Source organism: Nonomuraea sp. 3-1Str (assembly GCF_031570565.1).
Lineage (GTDB): Bacteria > Actinomycetota > Actinomycetes > Streptosporangiales > Streptosporangiaceae > Nonomuraea.
On sequence record NZ_JALHBK010000010.1, the window covers coordinates 223,162 to 247,790 of the forward strand.

Sequence of the window (24,629 nt, forward strand, 5' to 3'; positions counted from 1 at the left end):
TCAGGCGTCTCCGGCCGGTTCGGCCGGCCGGGCGGCGGCCTGAGCTGGGGGTGGAGCGGGGGGCAGAGCCGGGGGCGGCTCGTGCGCGGCGTCGTGGCCGCGGTCGTGCAGCAGGGCCACGATCACCGACGCGACCGGCGCGGCGAGGAACGCGCCGGTGATCCCGCCGACCAGGCTGCCCACCGCGATGGCGATCAGGATGACCGGGGCCGGCAGGTCGAGCGCGCGGCCGTAGATCTGTGGCGCCAGCACGTGCCCTTCCAACTGCTGCACGAGCACGGTCACCGCGACGACGATCAGCGCCACCACCCAGCCCTTGGCCACGAACGCGACCACCGCGGCCAGCAGCCCCGCCACGAACGCCCCCACCACCGGCAGGAACGCTCCGACGAACGTCAGCACCGCGAGCGGCAGCGCGATGGGCACGCCCAGGATCCACAGCGCGAGCCCGATGAAGAACCCGTCCACCAGCCCCACCAGGGCGACGCCCCGGATGTAGCGGCCGACGATGCCGTAGATCAGCTCTCCGGTCCGCTCGGCGCGCGGGCGGGCCGGGACGGGCAGCAGCTCGACCAGCCACCGCCACAGGTGGTCGCCGCCGTGGATGAAGTAGATGGCCAGGACGACGGCCACCACGGCGCCGACGACGATCTCCCCGGCCGTCCGCACGCCCGTGAGCGCCCCGCTGGCGATCTGCCGCCCCTGCGTGGACAGGTAGTCCCTGACCTGCGTGGCCAGGGACCCGCCTCTGAGGCCCAGCCGGGAGGCCAGGCCGTTCAGGTCGTTGACGGCCTTGCCCACGCTGTCGTGCAGCTCCGCGACGCTGGCCACGGTGGGCGGCACGACGAGCGCCACGAACGCCCCGGCGAGCAGGAAGCCGCCGAGGAAGACCACCGTGGTGGCCAGCGCGCGGTTCAGGCCGCGCCGCCGCAGCCACTCGGCCGGCGGGTGCAGCAGCGCGGTCAGGAGGAGGCCGACGATGATCGAGAGGGCCACGGTGCGCAGGACGGAGAAGAGGTAGAGCCCCACCGCGATGAGCGCGATCCATCCCAGCACGCGCCACACCCTCATGCCCGGCTCCCGGCCATCCCCGCCTCCCGACGTCGTGCTCGGTCAGAGGCGTTCCCCGGATCTCTCCGGGCAACCACTCACTCCAGGGGCGCCAGGTGCTGCCGCTGCTCCTTCTTGCCCGACTCGTACGCCTGCCGCGCCTGCTCGCCGGCGGCCGTCGTGGTGACCTCCGCCACCGGCACGTCCCACCACGCCTCCGACGAGGGCGACTGGCTGAGCGGGTCGGTGCGGACGTACACGACCGTGGTGGCCGTGGCCGCCCGCGCCTCCCGCAGCGCCTCGCGCAGCCCTTCCACCGAGTCGGGGCGCAGGACGGTGGCGCCCAGGCTGGCGGCGTTGGCGGCCAGGTCCACCGGCAGCGGCCCGCCGTCGTAGCGGCCGGCGCCCCGGTAGGCGTACGACGTGCCGAGCCGTTCGGCGCCGACGCTCTCCGACAGGGCGCCGATCGAGGCGAAGCCGGAGTTGTCGACCAGGACCACGACCAGCTTGATCCCCTCGGCCACGGCCGTGACGAGCTCCTGGGCCATCATGAGGTAGGAGCCGTCGCCGACCAGGACGAACACCTCCCGCTCGGGCGCCGCCAGCTTGACCCCGAGGCCGCCGGCGATCTCGTAGCCCATGCAGGAGTAGCCGTACTCGACGTGGTAGGAGCCGGGGCCGCTGGGCCGCCAGAGCTTGTGCAGGTCGCCCGGCATGGAGCCGGCCGCGCACACCACCACCCCGTCGTCGCCGGCGGCGGCGTTGACCGCGCCGAGCACGGCGCCCTGCGGCAGCGGCGATCCGTCCTGCCCGGAGCGGTCCGGCCCGTACGTGGCGTCCACCACGGCGTCCCAGGCGCGGATCAGCGCGGCGGCCCGCTCGCGGTACGCGGCGCCGGTGTCCCAGCCGGCCAGCGCCTCGCCCAGGTCGGCCAGGCCCTCGCGGGCGTCGCCCACGAGCTGCAGCCCGGACAGCTTGGCCGCGTCGAAGGCGGTGACGTTGAGGTTCACGAACCGCGTGCCGGCCCCGAACAGGGAGCGGGAGGCCGTGGTGAAGTCGCTGTAGCGGGTGCCGACGCCGATGACCAGGTCGGCCTCGCGGGCCAGCGTGTTGGCGGCCGTCGTGCCGGTCGCGCCGACCGCGCCCAGCGCCAGCGGATGACCGTGCGGCAGGGCGCCCTTGCCGGCCTGCGTCTCGGCCACCGGGATGCCGTGGGCCTCGGCGAACTCGCGCAGCCGCTCGGCGGCCTCGCTGTAGAGGACGCCGCCGCCGGCGATGATGACCGGCCGGGCGGCCGACCTGACCAGCTCGGCGGCCCTGGCCACGGCGGCCCGCTCCGGCCGCTGCCTCGGGATGTGCCAGACGCGCCGCTCGAACAGCTCGTCCGGCCAGTCGTACGCCTCCGCCTGGACGTCCTGCGGCAGCGCGAGCGTCACCGCGCCGGTCTCGGCCGGGTCGGTGAGCACCCGCGTGGCCGCGAGCAGCGCCGAGGGCAGCTGCTCGGGCCGGTTGACGCGGTCCCAGAAGCGGGACACGGGCCGGAAGCAGTCGTTGACCGACACGTCGTACGAGCGCGAGTCCTCCAGCTCCTGGAGCACCGGGTTCGCCACGCGGGTGGAGAACACGTCGCCGGGCAGCAGCAGCACGGGCAGCCGGTTGATGGTGGCGCCCGCCGCGCCCGTGATCATGTTGGTCGCGCCGGGGCCGATGGAGGTGGTGCAGGCCAGCGTGGACAGGCGGTTGGCGGCCCGGGCGTAGGCGGCGGCCGTGTGGACCATCGCCTGCTCGTTGCGGCTGAGCCGGTAGGGCAGGTCCTCCTCCGACGTGGCCAGGGCCTGGCCGAGCCCGGCGACGTTGCCGTGGCCGAAGATGCCGAGGCAGCCGCCGAACAGCCGGTGCTCGGCGCCGTCGCGCTCGGTCCACTGGGCGGCCAGGAAGCGGACGACCGCCTGGGCGACGGTCAGGCGCGTCATCGCCCGCCCCCGAACGGCAGGCGCGGGTCGATGGCCTGGTCCTGCCAGGTGGCGCGGATCCAGGCGTGCCGTGGGTCGTCGCAGAAGGCCATGGTCCGCTCCTCGGCCGGTCCGGCCAGTACGTTCAGGTAGTACATGTCGTAGCCGGGCGCCGCCATCGACGGGCCGTGGTAGCCGTAGGGCACGAGCACCACGTCACCGGAGGACACCTCGGCGAGGGTGTCGACGCGGCCCCGCTCGGAGGAGTAGACCCGCTGGTAGCCCTGGCCCTCGCCGGCCACCTCGAAGTAGTACACCTCCTCCAGCACGGCCTCGCCCTCGCCCGGCGTGTCGTGCTTGTGCGGGGGATAGGACGACCAGTTGCCGCCCGGGGTGAGCACCTCGACGGCCACCAGCTTGTCGCAGTCGAAGACGCCGGGCGCGCAGAAGTTGTTGACCTGGCGGCTGGCCTGGCCGGCGCCGCGCAGCTCCACCGGCACCCGCGAGGCGGGCACGTACCGCGGCTCCAGCGCGCGGCCGGCGCGGGCGGAGGGCAGCGCGATCCGGCCCCGTCCCTCCAGCGTCACCTCCGAGGAGATCGGCAGGTAGGCGAAGTCCGAGGGGCCGTGGAAGACCGACTCCCGCCCTTCCAGCCGCCACACGGCCTCGGCCGAGCCCGAGGGGGCGCACCGCACGGTGCAGGAGCCCGCCAGCGGCAGGACGATCATCTCCTCCCCGCCCGTGGCGAACGACACCGGCTCGTCCCCCAGCTCGACCACCCGCAGCCCCGAGTACGTCCAGCCGGCCACGTCCGGGGTGATCTCCACCGACCAGGGCCCGTTGGCGGCCTTGCCGTACGGAAGGTATGTCATCAGCCAACCTCTCGAATCAGCGCGGCCGCACCGTCCACGGCCGTGGCGACGTCGTCGTCCGGAGGGTAGAGCAGGGCGCGGCCGATCACGAGGCCGCGCACGCCGGGCAGGCGCAGCGCGCGCCCCCAATCGGCGTAGGCGGCGTCCATGTCGGGCGGGTCGCCGCCGAGCAGCAGCGCGGGAAGCGTGGTGGCCGCCATGACCCGCTCCATCTCCGCGACCGCGGGGATCTTCAGCCAGGTGTAGGCGGAGGTGACGCCGAGCGCCTGGGCGACGCTGATCGACCGGATGACCGCGTCGGGCGACAGGTCGTTGCGCAGCGGCCCGCCGTCGGAGCGCCTCGACCAGAACGGCTCGACCATGGCGACGAGCTGCCGCCGGGCCAGGTCGGTGATGGCGTGGGCGCACGACTCCAGCGTGGACACGGTCGCGTGGTCGTCGGGGTCGATGCGGCACAGCATCTTGCCGCCGTCGAGCCGCATGGCGTCGATGGAGGCGGCGTCGTAGCCGGTGAACCGGTCGTCGGCCTCGAACACCGATCCCTGGAGGCCGCCCCGGTTCATCGAGCCGAAGGCCAGCTTGCCTTCCAGGGCTCCCAGCAGGAGCAGGTCCTCCAGCACGTCGGGGGAGGCGAGGATGCCGTCCACGCCGGGCCTGGCCAGGGCCGTGCACAACCGGTCCAGCAGGTCCGTGCGGCTGGCCATGGCGAGCGGCTGGTCGCGTACGGACAGCGAGCCGCGGGCCGGGTGGTCGGCGGCGATGACGAGCAGCCGCTCGTCCTCGGCGGGCAGCCCGCGCCGGCGTCGCCGCGCCGCGGCCCGCGCGATCTCGCCGGGCCGGGTGGAGCGGATGCGGGTGAGCTGCTCGTAGCGGGAGTCGGTGGTGGCAGGGGAGCCGTTCGACACGGCGTCGGTGGGCAGGATCACGTCACTCATAGGAGGGCAAGCACCTCGTCCGTGGTCGGCATGGCGTCGGCGCAGGCCAGGCGGGCGGCCACGTAGGCGCCGGCCGCGTTGGCGAAGCGGACGGTACGCTCCAGTGGCCAGCCCCGGATCAGCCCGAGGCACAGGGCGCCGCCGAAGGCGTCACCGGCGCCGATGCCGTTGACCACCTCGACCTTGACCGGCTCCACCACGGCCCGCTCGTCCGCGGAGCGGGCCAGGACGCCTTCGGGTCCCATCTTCACCACGGCGACCCGCATCCCGGCGTCGAGCAACGCCTGCGCCGCGGCCTCGGGGTCGCGTGTGCCGACCGCGTTCTCGACCTCGTCGAGGTTGCCGACGGCCACGTTCGCGTGGGGCAGCATCTCGCGCACGCCCCTCTGGGCCGCCTCGGGCGACTCCCACAGCACGGGCCGGTAGTCGAGGTCGAACACGGTCCACCCGGAGCCGCGGGCGGCCAGCGCCGCGGCGTGGGCCGAGCGGCTCGGCTCCTGGCTCAGGCCGGTGGCGGTGAACCAGAACACCGTGGCCGCGCGGATCGCGTCCAGGTCCAGCGAGTCCGCGCCGACCTGGAGGTCGGGTGGATGCTCGCCCCGGTAGAAGTAGATCGGGAAGTCATCGGGCGGGAAGATCTCGCAGAACGTGACGGGCGTGGGCGAACCCTCGACCGTGGCCACGAACGTGTCGTCCACGCCGAAGTCGCGGATCGCCCGCCGTACGTACGCGCCGAAGGGGTCGGCTCCCGTGGCGGTGATCACCGCGGGGCGCAGGCCGTGCCGGGCCGCCGCCACGGCGACGTTCGTCGGACTGCCGCCCAGGAACTTGCCGAAGGTCTCGACGCGGTCCAAGCCCACGCCTGTTTGCAGGGGGTAGACGTCGACGCCGCAGCGGCCGATCGTGATCAGGTCGAACAACGCACCTCCAGTGAGAGTCCCACTCCCTAGTATGATCTATTGTCCTGACATACCGATGTCCGTTCAGTCGTGCATTCTGCCAGTCCGAATCCCTGCTGGGTAGGTGCCACCACCGGATCGTCCGAACCCGGGCCGTCTTCACCGGTCAGCGGGCCGGGGCCACGGAGTACTGTCGACACATCCCTGAAATATAGCCAAACCTTTACGTCATCTAGATGTCATGACATATTGGCGTGGGCTCCGTTACGGATGAGTCGGAGGGTATCGATGGGATTGCGGAGAAGATCGGTGAGCGTGGTCGCGGTTCTGGCCGCGTCCGGTCTGGCGCTGACCGCGTGCGGCGGGTCGTCCGGTGGCGGTGACGGCGGCACGATAGAGCTGACGATCGCGCAGAACGCCATCGCCGGCGGCAAGAACGCGAAGGCGGCGGACTTCGTCGCCAACTGGGTGGTTCCCAAGTTCGAGGAGGCCCAGAAGGCCAAGGGCAAGGACGTCAAGGTCAAGTTCGTCCCCAGCGGTGTCGACGACGAGCAGTACAAGACCAAGCTCTCCCTCGATCTGAAGTCCGGCAAGGGCGCCGACGTGATCGACATCGACGGCATCTGGGCCGGCGAGTTCGCCGAGGCCGGCTACATCAAGCCGCTGGCCGAGCTGGTCGGGCCCGAGGCGGAGAGCTGGGACGGCTGGGCCCAGATCCCCGAGTCCGTGCAGGGCCTGGCCACCTTCAACGGCAAGAAGTACGCGCTGCCCGTCGGCACCGACGGCCGCGTGCTCTACTTCAGCAAGCCGCTCTTCCAGAAGGCCGGCCTGCCGGCCGACTGGCAGCCGAAGAGCTGGCAGGAGATCCTCGACGCGGGCGCCAAGCTGAAGGCGGCCGGCGTGCCCGTGCCGATCCAGGTCAACGCCGGCACCGCGATGGGCGAGGCCACCACCATGCAGGGCGTGCTGCCGCTGCTGGCCGGGGCGGGCGGCGAGGTCCAGAAGGACGGCAAGTGGGCCGGCGCCTCGCAGCCGGTCAAGGACGTCCTCGGCCTCTACCAGAAGATCTACGGCGGCAGCGGCCTCGGCGACCCCCGGCTCCAGCAGGAGGCCAAGGGCCGTGACAAGTCGTTCCAGCAGTTCGCCCAGGGCAAGATCGGCATCCTGCTGGAGGGCGACTACTTCTGGCGCGGCGTCGTCAACCCCAAGGACGGCGTCGCCAAGATGGCCGACCGCGACCAGAGCGTCGGCTACGCCCTCATCCCCGCCATGGAGCCCGGCAAGGGCATCCGCGGCCAGGACTTCGTCAGCATGTCCGGCGGCGCGCTGCGCACGGTCAACCCGAACAGCAAGCATCCGAAGGAGGCCTTCGAGCTGCTGGCCTTCACGCTGTCGCCCGAGGCGCTGAAGGAGGAGACCAAGGATGGCAACGTGCGCATCACCCCGCGCACCGACGTCAACAAGGAGATCCTGGCCGGCGAGCCGCTGCTGACGTTCATCTCGGAGAAGGTGCTGCCGCTCACGGCCTACCGGCCGCCGGTCGCCGTCTACCCGCAGGTGTCGGTGGCGCTCCAGGAAGCCACCTCGGCGGTGGTCAGCGGCAAGACGCCGGACGAGGCGGCCGCCGAGTACCAGAAGAAGCTCGAAGGAATCGTCGGTGGCGCAGGTAACGTCTCCTCCTGACCTCGCCGGGGAAGCCACGGACTCCACGGCCCGCCGCTACAGCGTCGACGCGGCGGGCCTGGGCCGGTGGCGTGCGGGCGCCTTCGTGGCCCCCGCACTGCTGCTCATCGCGGTCTTCCTCGTCTTCCCCGCGCTGTGGGTGCTCTATCTCGGGCTGACCGACTACCGGCTGACCGGCGTCGCCGCCGCCGACCCGAAGGTGGTCGGGCTCGACAACTTCCTGTCGGCGATCGGCGACCCGTCGTTCTGGAACTCGACCTGGCTGACCGTCCAGTTCGTGCTCGGCTCGGCGGTGATCGGCCAGGTGGGGCTCGGGTTCACGATCGCCTGGCTGCTGCGCGACAGGCGCGGGCCGCTCAGGCGGATCGTCGAGGGCCTGGTCATCCTGGCCTGGATCCTGCCGAGCGCCGTCGTGTCGTTCCTTTGGGTGGCCCTGCTCGACGCCGACGGCGGCACGCTGAACGCGCTGCTCGCCACCGGCGACTACGCCTGGCTGCTCGAACACCCGATGCTGTCCATCGTCATCTTCAACACCTGGCGCGGCACCGCGTTCTCGATGATGCTGTACGGCGCGGCCCTCGGGAACGTGCCGCCCTCGCACCTGGAGAGCGCCCGCCTGGCCGGAGCCTCCGGCTGGCAGCAGCTCAGGGACGTGGTCTTCCCCCACATCAAGGGGCACATTCTCACCAACCTGCTGCTGATCAGCCTCTGGACGTTCAACGACTTCACCCCGTTCATGATCACCGCGGGTGGCCCCGAGGGGAAGAGCGAGGTGCTGGCCGTCCACGTCTACAAGGTCGCCCTGCAGGGCGGCCAGCTCGGCTACGGCGCCGCGGTCTCCACGGCCATCCTGCTGATCAACCTGGTCGTGGCGGTGTTCTACCTGCGCCTGCTCAGGAGCAAGAAATGACGCGCTTCGTGCTGGGCCGGATCGGCTTCTACACGCTGACCGCGGTGCTGCTCGCCTTCTTCACCATCCCCCTGCTGTGGCTGGCGTCGGCGCCGCTGACCAGCGACCCCACCTACGAGGTCCGCCTGCCGGACTTCACCTTCGACAACTTCCAGGCCATCCTGGATCACCCGTACGCGCTGCCGTCGCTGTACAACTCGCTGCTGCTGTCCGTCGGCACGGCCCTGCTCGTGGTCCTGCTGTCGGCGCTGGCCGCCTACGCGCTCAGCCGCGTGCGCCTGCCCGGCCGGGACGCGCTGCTCTACGCGCTGCTGCTGCTCTCGTCGATCATCACGGGCACGGCCGCGATGGTGCCGCTGTTCCAGCTCGCGGTCGAGCTCGGCCTCATCGACTCGCAGTTCGGGCTGATCCTCATCCTGGCCGGCGGCCTGCTGCCCGCGGCGATCTTCATGCTCAAGGACTTCATGGACTCCACGCCGAAGTCGTACGAGGAGTCGGCGCGGGTCTTCGGCGCCTCGCCGCTGCAGATCGTCGCGCACGTGGTCGTCCCCCTGGTACGGCCCGGCCTGGCGACGATCGCGGTGTGGGCCGTGGCCAACGTCTGGGGCAACTTCCTCATGCCGTACCTGCTGCTCAGCGACGTGGAGAAGCAGCCGGCGGCGGTCATCATGTACACGCTCTACACCGAGGGCGGCCAGGCGAACCTGCGGCTGCTGTCCACGTTCGGACTGCTCTACTCGGTGCCCGTGGTGCTCATGTACCTGTTCGTCAGCAAGAAGTACGGCTTCCGCTTCCACGGAGGGATCAAGCGGTAATGGCGGCAATCGAACTGCGAGGGCTGACCAAGGTCTACCCCGGCGGCGTCAAGGCGCTCGACTCGCTGGACCTGGTCATCCCCGACGGCGAGTTCTTCGCGCTGCTCGGCCCCTCCGGGTGCGGCAAGACCACCCTGCTGCGCACGATCGCCGGGCTGGAGACCGCCACCGGCGGCTCGGTCGTCATCGGCGAGCGCGACGTGACCTCGGTGCAGCCAGGCGCCCGGGACATCGCCATGGTCTTCCAGGACTACGCGCTGTTCCCGCACATGGACGTCACCGACAACGTCGCCTACCCGCTGCGCATCAAGAAGGTCCCCAAGGCCGAGCGCCACCGCAGGGCCGGCGAGGTAGCGGCCCGGCTCGGCCTGGAGCACCTGATGGACCGGCGGCCCGGCCAGCTCTCCGGCGGCCAGCAGCAGCGCGTCGCGCTGGCCCGCGTCATGGCGACCCAGGCGCAGGCGTTCCTGTTCGACGAGCCGCTGTCGAACCTGGACGCCCGGCTGCGCCTGGAGGCCCGCACGTTTCTGAAGAAGCTCCAGCGCGAGCTGGGCGTCACCACCGTCTTCGTCACCCACGACCAGGCCGAGGCGCTGGCCATGGCCGACCGGATGGCCGTGATGGAGGCCGGCGTGATCCGGCAGATCGGCACCCCGGCCGAGGTGTTCCAGCGGCCCGCCAACACGTTCGTCGCATCCTTCATCGGCTCCACCCCCATGAACCTGCTCGACGCCGTCGTCCGCGGTGACACGCTGGAGGTGGCCGGCCGTACCGTGCCCGTGCCCACCTCGGCCGCCGGGCTGCTGACCGACGGCGAGAAGGTCGTCTACGGCGTACGGCCCGAGTACAACGCCTACGCGGCCAAGCCCGCGGACGGCCCGTCGGAGGGCTCGCTGGCCGGGAAGGTGGTGATCGTGGAGAACCTCGGCGCCTCCCACCTGGTGACCCTCGACGTCAACGACGTCACCGTGCAGGCCGTCGTGCCCGAGGGCAGCGAGCCGGCCGTCGGCGACGAGGGCTTCGCCGTGCCGCGCCGCGACCGGGCGCTGGTCTACCGCGACGGGGAGCTGGTGGGATGAGCGTGATCCGGGGGCACTGGACCCTCGACGACCGGCTGGAGAGCATGCTCCGGGAAGTGCCGTTCGAGGTGCCGGCCGGGGCCGCGGCGGTGACCGTGGCGCTGTCCTACGACCGGTCCCGGGGCGTGCTCGACCTCGGCGGCGGGAGCCCGCGAGGGTTCCGCGGCTGGTCGGGCGGCGCCCGGGACACGTACATGATCACGGAGGAGTGGGCGACGCCCGGCTACCTGCCCGGCCCCCTGGAGCCCGGCCCGTGGCAGGTGTGGCTGCGGCTGCACCGCGTCCCTCCCGAGGGCCTGGACTACACGCTGGAGATCACCGTCGCGGACACGGCGCCGCCCGCCCCGGTCACGGCCGAGCCGCCCGTCGCCGAACGCCCGCCGCGCCGCGACATCCCCGCCGTGGACGGCCTGCGCTGGTACGCCGGAGACTTCCACTCGCACACCGTCCACAGCGACGGCTCGCTGACCGTCGGCGAGCTGGCCGCGCTGGCCCGCGGCCGGGGACTCGACTTCCTGGCCGTCACCGACCACAACACGGTCAGCCACCACCCCGAGCTGACCTCGGCCGACCGGGGCATCGCCCTGCTGCCCGGCCAGGAGGTCACCACCGACCGCGGCCACGCCAACGTGTTCGGCGACGTCGGCTGGGTCGACTTCCGCCGGCCCGCCGACTCCTGGGCCCGGCACGCCCGCGACCACGGCGGCCTCATGTCGATCAACCATCCGCTCGGCGGCGACTGCGCCTGGCTGCAGCCGCTCGCCGAGCGGCCGCACGTGGCCGAGGTGTGGCACTCCGGCTGGTGGGACCGCCGCTGGGGCGCGCCCCTGGCCTGGGCCGACGCCTGGCGCGACGACCTGGTGGCGATCGGGGCCAGCGACTTCCACCGGCCGGGCGACGACGGCCTGCCCGGCTCGCCCACCACGTGGGTGCTGGCCGAGGACCCGGCCGCCGCGTTCGGCGCCGTGGCCGCCGGCCGCACCGCGATCTCGGCGGGGCCGGGGGAGCCGCTGCTGCTCCGGCTCGGCGACGAACTGCTCGCCCTGGACGCCGACGGCCTCGTCCTGGTCCGCCCCGGCGGCGCCCGGCAGGTCATCCGCGGCCCCCGGACCCTGGTGCCCGCCGGCGAGGGCCGGCACCGGCTGGAAACCTACGAGAACGAGGTGATCGCGCTATGCGAGTGAACGAGCAGCCATGAACACGCGAATGATCAGCGTCGCCAACGCCCCCGTAAGCTTCGGGGTGTTCGAGCTGGCCACCGAGGCGCCGCCGCTGAGCGCCGGCGAGATGGTGCGCGCGCTGTCCGACGCCGGCTACGAGGGCATCGACCTGGGCCCGCTCGGCTACCTCGGCACCGCCGGGGACATCGCCGACCGGCTCGGCGGGCTGCTGCTCGCCGGCGGCTGGGCCGACCTGGCCTACCACGACGCGGAGGCGTTCCGGCGCAGCCTGGTCACGCTCGACGCCACGCTCGACGTGTTCGCCGCCGCGCCACCCGCCCCGGCGCACCTCGCGCCCCGGCCGACGCTGGCCTGCTCCGGCTCGCCCGAGCGCTTCGCCCGCCCCGGCGGGAACGCTCCAGGGCTGCCCGCCTCCGAGTGGCCCGCGTACGCCGCCCGCGTCCAGGAGGCGGTCCAGCGCTGCCGCGACCGCGGCCTCGAACCCGTCTTCCACCACCATCTCGGCACGTACGTCGAGACCCCCGAGGACGTGGAGCGGCTGCTGGAGCTGACCGACGTGCCGCTCTGCCTCGACACCGGCCACCTGCTGCTCGCCGGTGGCGACCCGGTGACGGCGCTGCGCGACTGGGCGGGCCGCGTCGGGCACGTCCACATCAAGGACGGCGACACCGAGATCCTCGCCCAGGCGATCGCCGACGGCGCGGACCTGCGCGAGCTGATGGGCCGCGGCGGGTTCGCCCAGCTCGGCGAGGGCGAGCTGGACCTGCCCGGAGTGGTCCGGGCGCTGGACGACATCGGGTACCAGGGCTGGGTGATCATCGAGCAGGACACCCTGCCCGGCCGCCGCACGGTCGAGCGCAACATCGCCGACCAGGCAGCCAACCGGGAGAAGCTGAGAGAGCTGGGACTGTGACTCTGAAGATCGCGCTGGTCGGATGCGGAGCCGTCACGCAGGCGGTCTACGCGCCGCTGCTGTCGAGGCGCCGCGACCTGTTCGAGGTGACCGCCGTGTGCGACCTGTCGCCCACGCTCGCGGGCGCCGTCGGCGACCGCCTGGGCGCCCCCGGCCGCTACACGTCCCTGGAGGACATGCTCGCCGGCGGCGGGTTCGAGGCCGTGGTCATGCTCGCCTCGGGCTCCCACGGCGAGCCGGTACGGCAGGCGCTGGCCGCCGGTCACGCCGTGCTGTGCGAGAAGCCCCTGGCACTGACCCGGGCGGAGGTGGCCGCGCTGCCCGAGGGGCGGCTCATGGTCGGCTACATGAAGCAGTACGACCCCGCCGTGCGGCGGGCCGAGCGGCTGCTGGCCGAGCTGGGCGGGCCCGAGGCCGTCCGGTCCGTCGAGGTGACCGTCCTGCACCCGAGCGCCGGGTCGCAGCTCGCCTTCGCGAGCCTGACCCGGGCCGGCGACCTGGACCCCGCGCTGCTCGCCTCGCTGCGCGCCGAGGAGGACGCCCTGGTCTCCCGCGCCCTCGGCGAGCAGGCCCCCGAGTCCGTCCGCGCCCTTTACGGCGTGGCCCTCGGCTCCGTCTGCCACGACCTGTCGCTGCTGCGCAGGTTCACCGGCTCCCCGGCCGAGATCTCCCACGTCGAGACCTGGGGCCCCGCCCCCGGCTCCGTGGAGATCGCCGGCACGCTCCCGGCCGCCGGGCGCTTCTCCATCCGCTGGCACTACCTGGAGGACTACCCCGCCTACCGGGAGACGGTCGCCATCCACCACGACCGGGGCACCCTGGAGCTGGCCTTCCCCGCCCCGTACCTGGTCAACGCGCCCACCACGCTCACCGTCGTCACGCCGGGCGCAGATCCCGGCGGTGAGGGACGCACCGAGTGGCGGGAGGTGACCGAGGCGTTCGAGACGCAGCTCGCCGCCTTCCACGCCTACGTCACCGAGGGCGAGCCGCCGCTCACCGGCGCGGCCGGCGCCCTGGAGGACATCGTCACGGCCCAGCGGATCGCCGCCCGCTACGCCGTACAGCACGGACTGCCGATCGGAGGGGAAGCAGCGTGACCGGCTCGAACGACATCGTGGTGGTCCCGCACACGCACTGGGACCGCGAGTGGTACGAGCCGTTCCAGCGCTTCCGGCTGCGGCTCGTGGCCCTGCTGGACGAGGTGCTCGACACCATGGAGCGCGAGCCCGGCTACCACTTCACCCTCGACGGGCAGCTCGCCTGCGTGGACGACTACCTGGAGGTCCGGCCCGAGCAGCGCGACCGCGTGGCGGCACTGGTCGAGTCGGGGCGGCTCGCCGTCGGACCGTGGCAGATCCTGCTCGACGAGTTCCTGTGCTCCGGCGAGAACATCATCCGGAACCTGGAGCTCGGCATGGACCGGGCCGACAAGCTCGGCGGCGCCATGCCCGTGGGCTACCTGCCGGACATGTTCGGCCACACCGCGCAGATGCCGCAGATCTTGCGAAAGGCCGGGCTCCTGTACGCCTGCGTCTACCGGGGGGTGCCGTCGTCCGTGGTGTCCGACGCGTTCGCCTGGACGGCTCCCGACGGCACCGCGGTGCGCGCCCAGTACCTGCCCATCGGCGGCTACGGCAACGGTGCCCACCTGTTCGAGGACCCGGAGCGGCTGGCCGAGCGGGCGGCCGTGTTCACCCGCCGCATGCGCGAGTGGCACGGGCCCGAGGGCGCGCTGCTCGCGATGTACGGCACCGACCACTCGGCGCCCGTACGCGGGCTGCCCGGCATGGTGTCCGCGATCGGGGCCCGCATGGACACCTTGTCCGGCTACGTCACGGCGTACGGCGACGGCGGGTCCGTCGAGGGCCTGCCGCGCGTCGAGGGTGAGCTGCGCTCCCACGCCCGCGCCAACATCCTGCCCGGCGTCATCTCCGTCCGCGCTCACGTCAAGCAGGCCATGAGCCGCGCCGAGCGCATGGTCGAGCGCTACGCCGAGCCGCTGGCCGCCCTCTGGGGCGACGCGTGGCCCGGCCGGTTCCTCGACATGGCGTGGTGGCGGCTCGTCGACGCCAGCGGCCACGACTCCGTCACCGGCTGCGGCGTGGACGAGACCGCCCAGCAGGTCGCCGCGCGCATCGCCGAGGCCGAGCACCTCGGGCACGCCGTCCGCGACATGGTGACCGCCAAGCTGGCCGCCGCGGTCCCCTCCGGCGGGGTGCTCGTCGTCAACCCCACGCCCGCCACCCGGCGCGGCGTCGTCCACGTGGACATCGCCGGGCACGACCCGCTGGTGGACGCCACGGGCGCCCCCGTGCCCGTCCAGCCGCTGGAGTACGCCCCCACGCTGCTGCTCGACGAGGAGATGGACCCGGCCACGGCGCTGACGTTCGTCCACGGGACCGAGCTGTACGGCCAGCACATCACGGGCTGGTCGGTCGAGAACGGGGTGCTCACCTTCGAGGTGGCGCGGGAGCCGCGCACCGCCTTCAACGTGGCCGAGGTGCGGGACGCGGTCGAGGGAGTGACGCGGGTCCGCATCGTCGCCGAGCCCCGCCGCAAGGTGGCCGCCCTGGTGGAGGTCCCGCCGCTCGGCCACACGAGCCTGCGCCCGGAGCCGCCGGTCGCCGTCCGGGCCGGCTCCAACGGCTCCGCCGTCGCCCCGCTGACCCACGAGGCGCCGGACGGCGTACGGATCGAGGACGGGGCGCTCGACAACGGGCTCCTCCGCGTCGAGGTGGCCGAGGACGGAACCCTGACGCTGACCTCCGCCGGCGGTGTCACGCTCACCGGCGCGGCCCGCGTCGTGGACGGCGGCGACGTCGGCGACAGCTACAACCACGCGCCTCCCGCCCAGGACCGGATCGTCTCTGCCCCCGAGACCGTCGAGGTCGTCACGGTCTGCTCCGGCCCGCTGGTCGCCGCCCTGGACGTGCGCCGTACGTACCGGTGGCCCGCGGCGGGAGCCGGCATCGAGGGCACGCCCGAGCTGCCCGCGCCCGCTCGGACCGGCGCCACCGAGGAGATCGTCGTGGACACCCGCGTCGAGCTCCGGACCGGCGAGCCGTTCGTCCGCCTGCGGGTGGCATTCGACAACCGCTGCGACGACCACCGGGTCAGGCTGCACGTGCCGCTGCCCGCGCCGGCGACGGCCTCGCACGCCGAGGGCCAGTTCGCGGTCGTCACCCGCGGCCTGACCGCCGAGGGCGGCTGCGGCGAGGAGCCGCTGCCCACCTTCCCGGCCTCGTCGTGGGTGGCCGCCGGGGGAGTGGCGGCGCTGCTGGAGCACGTCACGGAGTACGAGCTCGTGGACGGCTCCGCCTGGGGCGGCGCGGCACAGGGCGAAGGCACGGAGCTGGCGCTGACCCTGCTCCGCTCCATCGGCTACCTGTCGCGCAACCGCCACGCCCTGCGCCCCGAGCCCGCCGGTCCCCAGCTCCCGACGCCCGCCGCCCAGTCGCGCGGGCTGCGCTCCGTCACGCTGGCGCTCATGCCGTACGAGGGCGGCGGGGAGGAGGGAGGCTGGGAGGCGGTGCCGCCGGCGGCGGAGACCTTCCGCCATGACCTGCTCCCGGTGCCCGGCACGGGTGACCCGTCGCTCGCGCTGCCCCCGGCCGCCCCCGGCCTGTCGGTCACGGGCGACGGCGTGGTGATGACCTCCCTGCGGCTGCGCGACGACTGGAGGGAGCTGCGGATCGTCGCCCTCTCCCCGGAGCCGACGGAGGCCGTGGTGGAGGGCTCCTTCACCCACGCCCGCCACGCCGACCTCCGCGGCCGCCCGGGCGACCCGCTCCCGGTCACGGACGGCACCGTGCGCCTCCCCCTCCGGCCCTGGGAGATCGCCACGATCCAGCTCGGCAACTGAATGTGAAGGAGCCGCGCCTGGTGCGGGCGGCGGCGGACACGCCCGGTCCCCGATCGTCGGCGCGGCGGCCGAGCGGCCCGTGTGACGATGGCGCCATGACCGCTGAACTCGTGGATCTGTCGGTGCCGATCGTCACCGGGATGCCGGTCTACCCCGGTGACCCCGAGGTGACGGTCGGCCCGGCGCTCACGGCCGCGCGTGACGGCGTGAACGTGCTGGCGCTGCACCTGGGCTCCCAGTCGGGCACCCACGTGGACGCCCCCTTCCACATCGACGACGCGCTGCCGGCGCTGGACGAGCTGCCGCTGGAGCGGTTCGCCGGCCCGGCCGTCGTGGTGGACGCCCGGGGACTGGAGCCGCGCGCGGCCATCGAGCCGGCGGCGTTCGGCGCGGTGCCGGCCGGCGGGGTCCCGCCGATCGTGCTGGTGGCGACGGGCTGGTCGGCCCACTGGGGCACCGGCGCCTACGCGGCGCACCCGTACCTGACGGAGGAGGCGGCGCGGCTGCTGGTGGAGCGGGGCGTCAGGACCGTCGGGGTGGACGCGCTGAGCGTCGACCCGACGCCCGCGGAGGACTTCCCGGCGCACCGGGTGCTGTGCGGCGCCCATGCCGTCATCGCGGAGAACCTGACCGGGCTCGACCGCGTGCTGGCGGCTCAGGTGGAGGGCAGGGCGGTGGAGGTCTGGCTCATGCCGCTGCGACTGCCCGCGGCCGACGGCGCACCGGTGAGAGCGGTGGCGCGGTTGGGACCCCTGTGACAAAAGGTCAGCGGGTGCCCCAGGAGTACGTCTGCTTCCGAAGTTTCAGATAGACGAACGACTCCGTGGCGCGGACCGCAGGAATTGCCCGAATTTTACTGAGAATGTCGAGGAGGTGGCCGTCGCCTTCGCACACGACCTCGACGATCACGTCGAAGGAGCCCGCCGTGAGGACGACATAGTCGATCTCGTCGATGGCCGCCAGCTCGTCGGCGACCGACTCCAGGTCGCCCTCGATGTTCACGCCGATCATGGCCTGGCGCGGGAACCCCAGGGTCAGCGGGTCGGTCACCGCGACGATCTGCATGACCCCCGAGTCCTGGAGGCGCTGCACCCGCTGGCGGACGGCCGCCTCCGACAGGCCGACGGCCTTGCCGATCGCCGCGTACGGCATGCGCCCGTCGATCTGGAGCTGCTCGATGATCCGCTTGGACAGGTCGTCGAGCGTGAACTGTCCGGGCGCCGTGTCACTGCCGCGGCGTGCGCGTGGCGGGGTCGTCATCGCGAGCGAGTCCTCCTAGCGGCGCGCGTTACGGGCGCGTTCCCGTTCCATTGCCGTCCTGGTGCGACATGTTGTCAGTTCTCGACGCCCTGTCAAGCGAATTCGTAGCAATTTGGTATCTTCGCCACGAAATCCCTTGTCCCGGATGCAACCACTCTGTAAGAGTCGCGGCATCTCAGCCACCTCACCAGGAGGTCATCACCTTGACCACCCGTCTGCAGAACTTCATCAACGGTGAGTTCGTGGACGCCAAGAGCGGCCGATTCTCCGACATCATCGACCCGTGCACCGGCGAGGCCTACGTCCAGGCCCCGATCTCCGGAGCCGAGGACGTCGACGCTGCCTACGCCGCCGCGGCTGCCGCTTTCGAGTCATGGGGCCGGACCACCCCGGGCGAGCGGGCGAACCTGCTGCTCAAGGTCGCCGACGCGATCGACGCGCGGGCCGACGAGATCAACGAGGCGGAGTGCCGTGACACCGGCAAGCCGCGCGCCCGCATGGCCGAGGACGAGACCCCGGTCGCCGCCGACCACTTCCGGTTCTTCGCGGGCGCCGCGCGCACGCTGGAGGGGCCGACCGCCGGTGAGTTCCTCGCCGACCACACCAGCGTCATCCGGCACGAGCCCATCGGCGTGGTCGGTCAGGTCACGCCGTGGAACTACCCCATGATGATGGCCGTCTGGAAGATCGCCCCCGCGCTGGCCGCCGGCAACACGGTCGTGCTCAAGCCGTCCGACACCACCCCGGCCTCCACGCTCAAGCTGGCCGAGATCCTCGGCGACGTGCTGCCCGCCGGTGTCTTCAACGTCGTCACCGGCGACCGGGAGACCGGCGCGCTGGTCGTCGGCCACCCGACGGCCGCGATGGTCGCCATCACCGGCTCGGTCGGCGCGGGCATGTCGGTGGCCAGGAGCGCGGCCGACGACCTCAAGCGCGTCCACCTGGAGCTCGGCGGCAAGGCGCCCGTCGTGGTCTTCGACGACGTCAAGGACCTGCGCAAGGCCGCCTCGGACATCGCGATCGCCGGCCTCTACAACGCGGGCCAGGACTGCACCGCGGCCTGCCGCGTGCTGGTCCAGGAGAGCGTCCACGACGAGTTCGTGGCCGCGCTCGCCGAGGCCGCGGCCGGCACCGTCACGGGCGACCTGTCCGACGCGGATGCCCTGTACGGCCCGCTCAACAACGCCGACCAGCTCGCCAAGGTGCAGGGCTTCGTCGAGCGGGTCCCGGCGCACGCCAAGGTGCTGACCGGCGGCCACCGCGTCGGCGACAAGGGCTACTTCTTCGCCCCCACGATCGTCGACGGGCTGCGGCAGGACGACGAGATGGTGCAGAACGAGGTCTTCGGGCCCGTCATCACCGTCCAGACGTTCACCGACGAGGCCGACGCGCTGGCCAAGGCCAACGACGTGAGGTACGGCCTGAGCGGCTCGGTGTGGACCTCCGACCACGGCCGCGCCATGCGCATGTCGAACCGGCTCGACTTCGGCGTGGTGTGGGTCAACACGCACATCCCGTTCGTGTCGGAGATGCCGCACGGCGGCTTCAAGCACTCCGGCTACGGCAAGGACCTCTCGGTGTTCGGTCTGCATGACTACACGAGGGTCAAGCACGTCATGCACTACATCGGCGAATAAGCGCGACAAGGACAGATCCGGAACATGGCCGAGCTGAACGCGATCGAACTCGACGGCGTCGTCAAGGAGTACCTCTCGCACGGCGAGGTCGTTCAGGCGGTGAAGGGTGTCACGCTCGGCATCGCCGAAGGGGAGTTCTTCTCCCTGCTCGGCCCGTCCGGGTGCGGCAAGACCACGACCATGCGGATGATCGCCGGCTTCGAGGAGCCGTCGAGCGGCGTGGTCAGGCTGCACGGCCACGACGTCACGAACGTCCCGCCGAACAAGCGTGACGTCAACATGGTCTTCCAGTCGTACGCGCTGTTCCCGCACATGAACGTGTGGGACAACGTGGCGTTCGGCCTCAAGCAGCGGCGCACGCCGCAGGAGGAGATCAGGCGGCGGGTCGGCGAGATGCTGGAGATCGTCGACCTGACCGGCAGGGAGAAGCGCCGGCCGCGCGAGATGTCGGGCGGCCAGCAGCAACGGGTCGCGCTGGCCCGCGCCCTGGTCAACCGGCCGCGTGCGCTCCTGCTCGACGAGCCGCTCGGCGCGCTCGACCTCAAGCTGCGCCAGGCCATGCAGATCGAGCTCAAGCGGATCCAGCGCGAGGTCGGCATCACCTTCGTGTACGTCACCCATGACCAGAACGAGGCGCTCACCATGAGCGACCGGATCGCCGTCATGAACGACGGGCTGGTCGAGCAGCTCGGCGGGCCGAGGGAGATCTACGAGCGGCCGGCCACCGCGTTCGTCGCCGGCTTCATCGGCACCTCCAACCTGCTCACCGGCACCGCGGCCGGCGGGGTCCTGGAGGTCGGCGGGGGCCGGGTCCTCGTGCCGGACCGTGACGGGGACGTCACCCTCACCGTCCGGCCGGAGAAGATCACCATCACCCTGGACAAGCCGGACGGCGACGTGAGCGTCGTGCCGGGGACCGTCAGCGAGGTGGTCTACCTGGGCACGTACAACAGCTACGCCGTGCGCGTCGGGGACGGGGCCGAGGTCACGGTGTTCCAGCAGAACGCGCACGACGCGACCACCACGGCCGAGCGGGGCGACCCGGTCTGGCTGTCGTGGCCGGCGCAGCACTCTTACGCGATAGGAAGTTGAACCACCCCATGGACCACCAGCACGACCCCGCCCTGCTGAGGGGCATGACCCGGCCCCGTACCCGCCGCGACGCCTTCCGCCTCGCGGGCCTGTCCGCCGCCGGCCTGGCGCTGGCCGCCTGCGGCGTGCAGGGTCAGAAGGCGGCCCCGCCGAAGGCCGACGCGGTCAAGGACTACTGGTCGCAGCAGACCAAGCACGGCCGCGTGGTGTTCGCCAACTGGCCCGAGTACATGCCCGAGGACCAGGCGCCGCTGAAGAAGTTCCAGAGCGAGACCGGGATCTCCTACCAGTACAAGGAGGTCATCCAGGAGAACGCGGAGTTCTTCGGCAAGGCCGACCCGGTGCTGCGGGCCGGGCAGTCGCTCGGTTACGACATCGTCGTCATGACCAACGGCGTCCAGCTCCAGCACATGATCGACCTCGGCTACTGCGTCGCCCTGGACCACTCCAAGCTGCCGAACTTCGCGGCCAACGCCGGCGACAAGTACAAGAACCGCTCCTACGACCCGGGCAGCACCTACACGGTCCCGTACACCTCGGGCGTGACCGGGATCGCGTACAACACCAAGTACGTCAAGGACGACATCACCAGCATCGAGGCGCTGTTCGACCCGAAGTACAAGGGCCGGGTCGGCATGATGGGCGACGCCCAGGAGATCGCCAACTTCGGCATGATCTCCCTCGGCATCGACCCGGAGAACTCCTCCGAGGCCGACTGGAAGAAGGCCGGGGAGAAGCTCAAGGCGCAGCGCGACGCCGGGATCGTCCGCAAGTACTACGACCAGTCGTACATCGACGCGGTGTCCAAGGGCGACGTCTGGCTGAGCATGGCGTGGTCCGGCGACGTCTTCCAGCGCCAGCTCGCCGGTGAGCCCGTCAAGTTCGTGGTGCCCGAGGAGGGGGGCACCATCTGGACCGACAACATGCTCATCCCGAAGGGCGCCGCCAACCCGGTCGACGCGCTCATGCTCATGGACTTCCTCTACCAGCCGGCCGTCGCCGCCGAGCTGGACGAGTTCATCCAGTTCGTCACCCCGGTGCCCGCCGTCCAGGACCTCCTGCGGGAGAAGGCCGCCAAGGCCACCGGCGAGGACAAGAAGGCGCTGGAGGAGATGGTGGACAGCCCCCTCATGTTCCCGTCGGAGGCGGACTACACCAAGCTCCGCACCTACACCAAGCTCACCACCCAGCAGGAGCAGGTGTTCAACCCGATCTTCCAGTCGATCACCCAGGCGTAGACGATGAAGCGGCTGACTCCCTACCTGCTCGCGCTGCCGAGCTGGATGTGGCTGGCGGTCTTCCTGGTGGTGCCGCTGGCCGCGATGGCCTCGGTGTCGCTGCAGACCGGCAACGCCATCGACGGCTTCGCGATGACGTTCAGCTTCTCCAACTACACCGACGCGTTGAGCAGGTACAGCACCCAGCTCGTCCGGTCCCTCTGGTACGGCGGCCTGGCCACGGCGGCGATGCTGGTCATCGGTTACCCGGTGGCGTACTGGATCGCCTTCAAGGGCGGCAGCCGCAAGTCGGTGTACCTGTTCCTGCTGCTGCTGCCGTTCTTCGTGTCGTTCGTGCTGCGGACCATCTCGTGGGGGTTCCTGCTGGCCGACGACGGGATCGTCTTCGGCACCCTGAAGGGCTGGGGGCTGCTGCCGCCCGAGTTCCACGTGCTGGCCACCACGGTGGCCGTGGTGGGCGGGCTGACGTACAACTTCCTGCCGTTCATGATCCTGCCGATCTACGTGGCGTTGGAGCGGGTGGACCCCCGGGTCGTCGAGGCCGCCCAGGACCTGTACGCCTCGCGGGCGGCGGCCTTCCGGCGGGTGGTGCTGCCGCTGTCGCTGCCCGGGGTGTTCGCCGGCGTGCTCATGACGTTCGTGCCGGCCACGGCCGACCCGGTCAACGCCCAGGTGCTCGGCGGCACCGGCAACACCATGATCGGCAACATCATCCAGACCGAGTACCTCACGAACCTCGACTACCCGACGGCCTCGGCGCTGTCGTTCACGCTCATGGCGGTGCTGCTGGTCGGGATCTTCATCTACGCCCGGGCGCTCGGCACCGAGAACGTCCTCGAGGCGGCGGCCCGATGAGCGCCACCCTGACGGCCGGGCCACGGCGGCGGATCGGCGACCGCCTGCTGCACGCCTACACCTGGCTGATCATCGTCTGGCTGTCGTCGCCGATCGCCGTAATGATCCTGTTCGGGTTCAACGACAAGAAGAGCAAGTCGAACACGAGCTGGCAGGGCTTCACGCTCCGCTGGTACCACGAGCTGTTCGGCATCTCCGACCTGACCACGGCGCTGAAGAACTCCCTCGTCGTCGCGGTCGTGAGCACGGTCATCACCGTCGTCATCGGCACCATGCTGGGTCTCGCGCTCGGCCGCCACCGCTTCCGCGGTCGCGGGGTGACGAACTTCCTCGTCTTCGCCGCCATCTCCACGCCCGAGCTGGTCATGGGGGCGTCGCTGCTGTCGCTGTTCGTCTCCGCCAACCTGCCGCGTGACGCCGGCACGATCATCATCGCGCACGTGCTGTTCTCGCTGTCCTTCGTCACCGTCACCGTGCGGGCCAGGGTCGTCACCCTCGACCCGTCGCTGGAGGAGGCGGCCAGGGACCTCGGCGCCACGGGCTGGGGCACCTTCCGGCAGGTCACGCTGCCGGCCGTGCTGCCCGGCGTGCTGGCGGGCGCCATGCTGGCCTTCGCGCTGTCGATCGACGACTACGTGGTGACCAGCTTCGTCAACGGCTCCACCATCACGTTCCCGCTGTGGATCATCGGGTCGGTGAAGACGGGCATCCCGCCCCAGGTCAACGTCATGGGAACGTTGATCTTCGGGATCGGCGTGCTCATCGCGATCGCCAACGCGGTCGCGGCCCGCCGCCGTACCTGACCCTGCCATTTCACCAGGCTTCCCCCCGCGGTCCCGCGGGGGGTTCGGCGTACTCCGGCCAAGAACAGGGAGGCGAGATCGGATACCGGCGGGGGGAACCCGCGCGGTGATCAACCCTTTGAGATCCCGCAATTTTTCATAGAACTCTGACTTTCGTAGGGAAGTGGGATTTGTGGATCCGCTGAAGGCGCTTGCTGACGCGGAGCGCAAGCCGTACTGGCTGGACACCCCGGCCAGACCCGAGCCGCTGCCGCGGCTCTTCGGACACACGAGCGCCGACCTGGTCGTCGTCGGCGGAGGCTTCTCGGGGCTGTGGACCGCCCTGATGGCCAAGGAACGGGACCCGGAGCAGGACGTCGTCCTGCTGGAGGGGCGCAGGATCGGCTGGGCGGCCTCGGGCCGCAACGGCGGGTTCTGCATGGCGACCCTCACCCACGGCCTGGCCAACGGGCTGGAGCGGTGGCCGGACGAGATCGCCCGGCTGGAACGGCTGGGCGTGGACAACCTCGACGAGATCGAGGCGACCCTGGGGCGTTACGGCATCGACTGCGCCTTCGAGCGCACCGGTGAGCTGAACGTCGCCACCGAGCCCTGGCAGTTGGAGGGCCTGAACGAGCACCTCGGCCTCATCGCCGACCTCGGTCTCGACCATGTCCCGCTGGACTGCGACCAGGTGCGGGCCGAGCTGGACTCGCCCACCTACCTGGGCGGCCTGTGGGACCGCAGGGGCTGCGCCATGCTCGACCCCGCCCGGCTGGCGTGGGGGCTGCGCGAGGCGTGCCTGCGGCTCGGCGTCCGCGTGTACGAGCGCAGCCCGGTGCGCTCGCTGGAGGACGACGGCGTCACGCTCAGCCTGCGCACTCCGCACGGCGTCGCCTCCGGGCGCCGGGTCGCGCTCGGCACCGGGGTGTTCCCGCCGCTGCTGCGGCGGCTCAGGCACTTCGTGGTGCCGGTCTACGACTACGCGCTGATGACCGAGCCGCTCACCCCGGCCCAGCTCGGCGCCCTCGGCTGGCGCAACCGGCAGGGCGTCGGCGACTCGGCCAACCGGTTCCACTACTACCGGCTCACCGAGGACAACCGGATCCTGTGGGGCGGCTACGACGCCGTCTACTACAACGGGGGCCTGGTCAAGCCGGAGTACGACCAGCGCGACGAGACCTTCGCCACGCTGGCGCGGCACTTCTTCGCCACGTTCCCGCAGCTCGCCGGGGTGCGCTTCACGCACCGCTGGGGCGGCGTGATCGACACGTGCAGCCGGTTCAGCGCCTTCTACGGGCAGGCGCACGGCGGGCGGCTCGCGTACGCGGCCGGCTACACCGGCATGGGCGTGGGAGCCACCCGGTTCGGCGCCAACGTGATGCTGGACCTGCTGTCGGGCGAGCGCACGGAGCGGACCGAGCTGCGCATGGTCAAGGAGAAGCCGGTGCCGTTCCCGCCGGAGCCGATGCGGTCGGGGGTGATCCAGTTCACCCGCTGGTCGATCGCGCAGGCCGACCGGCACGAGGGCCGGCGCAACCTGTGGCTGCGCGCCCTCGACCGGATGGGGCTGGGCTTCGACTCCTGATCCGCTCGCTGCGCGGGCCGCGGGCG

21 protein-coding genes are annotated in these 24,629 nt (G+C 71.8%); 15 read left to right on the forward strand and 6 right to left on the reverse strand.

Features of this window, described 5'->3' with window-relative positions:
* From MTP10_RS18655 to iolC, 5 genes are all read right to left on the reverse strand, one after another.
* Positions 1-1,071, reverse strand: a complete 1,071-nt coding sequence (locus tag MTP10_RS18655) for an AI-2E family transporter (protein WP_310710740.1) — start codon at positions 1,069-1,071, stop codon at positions 1-3.
* Between the two features lie 77 nt (positions 1,072-1,148).
* Positions 1,149-3,023 (reverse strand): 3D-(3,5/4)-trihydroxycyclohexane-1,2-dione acylhydrolase (decyclizing), encoded by a 1,875-nt coding sequence (iolD, locus tag MTP10_RS18660; RefSeq protein WP_310710741.1) that lies wholly within the window; start codon positions 3,021-3,023, stop codon positions 1,149-1,151.
* Positions 3,020-3,874 carry a 5-deoxy-glucuronate isomerase gene (gene iolB, locus MTP10_RS18665; RefSeq protein WP_310710742.1) on the reverse strand — a complete coding sequence of 285 codons (855 nt, stop codon included), beginning with the start codon at positions 3,872-3,874 and terminating at the stop codon, positions 3,020-3,022. Before iolB ends, iolD begins: the two co-directional genes overlap by 4 nt.
* Positions 3,874-4,809 carry a deoxyribose-phosphate aldolase gene (locus MTP10_RS18670; RefSeq protein WP_310710743.1) on the reverse strand — a complete coding sequence of 312 codons (936 nt, stop codon included), beginning with the start codon at positions 4,807-4,809 and terminating at the stop codon, positions 3,874-3,876. The genes iolB and MTP10_RS18670 overlap by 1 nt, the downstream gene beginning before the upstream one ends.
* Positions 4,806-5,729 carry a 5-dehydro-2-deoxygluconokinase gene (gene iolC, locus MTP10_RS18675; RefSeq protein ID WP_310710744.1) on the reverse strand — a complete coding sequence of 308 codons (924 nt, stop codon included), beginning with the start codon at positions 5,727-5,729 and terminating at the stop codon, positions 4,806-4,808. Before iolC ends, MTP10_RS18670 begins: the two co-directional genes overlap by 4 nt.
* 288 nt (positions 5,730-6,017) lie before the next feature.
* On the opposite strand from iolC, the gene MTP10_RS18680 reads away from it, so the two are divergent.
* From MTP10_RS18680 to MTP10_RS18720, 9 genes are all read left to right on the forward strand, one after another.
* A complete protein-coding gene (locus MTP10_RS18680; protein ID WP_310710745.1) occupies positions 6,018-7,391 on the forward strand; it encodes an extracellular solute-binding protein in 1,374 nt (457 codons plus the stop codon).
* The gene (locus MTP10_RS18685; protein ID WP_310710746.1) at positions 7,366-8,301 is read left to right on the forward strand and encodes a sugar ABC transporter permease; all 936 of its coding nucleotides are present in this window, start codon (positions 7,366-7,368) and stop codon (positions 8,299-8,301) included. Before MTP10_RS18680 ends, MTP10_RS18685 begins: the two co-directional genes overlap by 26 nt.
* Entirely contained in the window at positions 8,298-9,116 is an 819-nt protein-coding gene (locus tag MTP10_RS18690; RefSeq protein WP_310710747.1) for a carbohydrate ABC transporter permease, read from the forward strand. Before MTP10_RS18685 ends, MTP10_RS18690 begins: the two co-directional genes overlap by 4 nt.
* Entirely contained in the window at positions 9,116-10,195 is a 1,080-nt protein-coding gene (locus MTP10_RS18695) for an ABC transporter ATP-binding protein (RefSeq protein ID WP_310710748.1), read from the forward strand. The genes MTP10_RS18690 and MTP10_RS18695 overlap by 1 nt, the downstream gene beginning before the upstream one ends.
* Complete coding sequence (locus tag MTP10_RS18700; protein WP_310710749.1) at positions 10,192-11,379, forward strand: CehA/McbA family metallohydrolase; 1,188 nt, start codon at positions 10,192-10,194, stop codon at positions 11,377-11,379. The genes MTP10_RS18695 and MTP10_RS18700 overlap by 4 nt, the downstream gene beginning before the upstream one ends.
* Before the next feature lie 10 nt (positions 11,380-11,389).
* Positions 11,390-12,289, forward strand: coding sequence for a TIM barrel protein (locus tag MTP10_RS18705; protein ID WP_310710750.1), 900 nt, complete (start codon positions 11,390-11,392; stop codon positions 12,287-12,289).
* On the forward strand, positions 12,286-13,386 hold the full coding sequence (locus MTP10_RS18710) for a Gfo/Idh/MocA family oxidoreductase (protein WP_310710751.1): 1,101 nt from the start codon (positions 12,286-12,288) through the stop codon (positions 13,384-13,386). The genes MTP10_RS18705 and MTP10_RS18710 overlap by 4 nt, the downstream gene beginning before the upstream one ends.
* Positions 13,383-16,151, forward strand: coding sequence for a glycoside hydrolase family 38 C-terminal domain-containing protein (locus MTP10_RS18715; RefSeq protein ID WP_310710752.1), 2,769 nt, complete (start codon positions 13,383-13,385; stop codon positions 16,149-16,151). The genes MTP10_RS18710 and MTP10_RS18715 overlap by 4 nt, the downstream gene beginning before the upstream one ends.
* A 95-nt stretch (positions 16,152-16,246) precedes the next feature.
* Positions 16,247-16,909 (forward strand): cyclase family protein, encoded by a 663-nt coding sequence (locus MTP10_RS18720; RefSeq protein ID WP_310710753.1) that lies wholly within the window; start codon positions 16,247-16,249, stop codon positions 16,907-16,909.
* Positions 16,910-16,916: 7 nt separating this feature from the next.
* Here the strand turns inward: MTP10_RS18720 and MTP10_RS18725 are convergent, their stop codons facing one another.
* The gene (locus MTP10_RS18725; protein ID WP_310710754.1) at positions 16,917-17,411 is read right to left on the reverse strand and encodes an Lrp/AsnC family transcriptional regulator; all 495 of its coding nucleotides are present in this window, start codon (positions 17,409-17,411) and stop codon (positions 16,917-16,919) included.
* A gap of 203 nt (positions 17,412-17,614) precedes the next feature.
* Here MTP10_RS18725 and MTP10_RS18730 point away from each other — a divergent pair, with 203 nt between their 5' ends.
* The 6 genes from MTP10_RS18730 to MTP10_RS18755 all read left to right on the forward strand — a co-directional run bounded on the left by MTP10_RS18730 (position 17,615) and on the right by MTP10_RS18755 (position 24,603).
* Entirely contained in the window at positions 17,615-19,048 is a 1,434-nt protein-coding gene (locus tag MTP10_RS18730) for a gamma-aminobutyraldehyde dehydrogenase (protein ID WP_310710755.1), read from the forward strand.
* A 24-nt stretch (positions 19,049-19,072) separates the two neighbouring features.
* Complete coding sequence (locus MTP10_RS18735; protein ID WP_310710756.1) at positions 19,073-20,140, forward strand: ABC transporter ATP-binding protein; 1,068 nt, start codon at positions 19,073-19,075, stop codon at positions 20,138-20,140.
* 8 nt (positions 20,141-20,148) lie between these two features.
* The gene (locus MTP10_RS18740) at positions 20,149-21,378 is read left to right on the forward strand and encodes a spermidine/putrescine ABC transporter substrate-binding protein (protein WP_310710757.1); all 1,230 of its coding nucleotides are present in this window, start codon (positions 20,149-20,151) and stop codon (positions 21,376-21,378) included.
* A 3-nt stretch (positions 21,379-21,381) separates the two neighbouring features.
* On the forward strand, positions 21,382-22,233 hold the full coding sequence (locus MTP10_RS18745; RefSeq protein WP_310710758.1) for an ABC transporter permease: 852 nt from the start codon (positions 21,382-21,384) through the stop codon (positions 22,231-22,233).
* The gene (locus MTP10_RS18750) at positions 22,230-23,036 is read left to right on the forward strand and encodes an ABC transporter permease (RefSeq protein ID WP_310710759.1); all 807 of its coding nucleotides are present in this window, start codon (positions 22,230-22,232) and stop codon (positions 23,034-23,036) included. The genes MTP10_RS18745 and MTP10_RS18750 overlap by 4 nt, the downstream gene beginning before the upstream one ends.
* A gap of 172 nt (positions 23,037-23,208) precedes the next feature.
* On the forward strand, positions 23,209-24,603 hold the full coding sequence (locus MTP10_RS18755; protein WP_310710789.1) for an FAD-dependent oxidoreductase: 1,395 nt from the start codon (positions 23,209-23,211) through the stop codon (positions 24,601-24,603).
* The last annotated feature ends 26 nt before the right edge of the window (positions 24,604-24,629 follow it).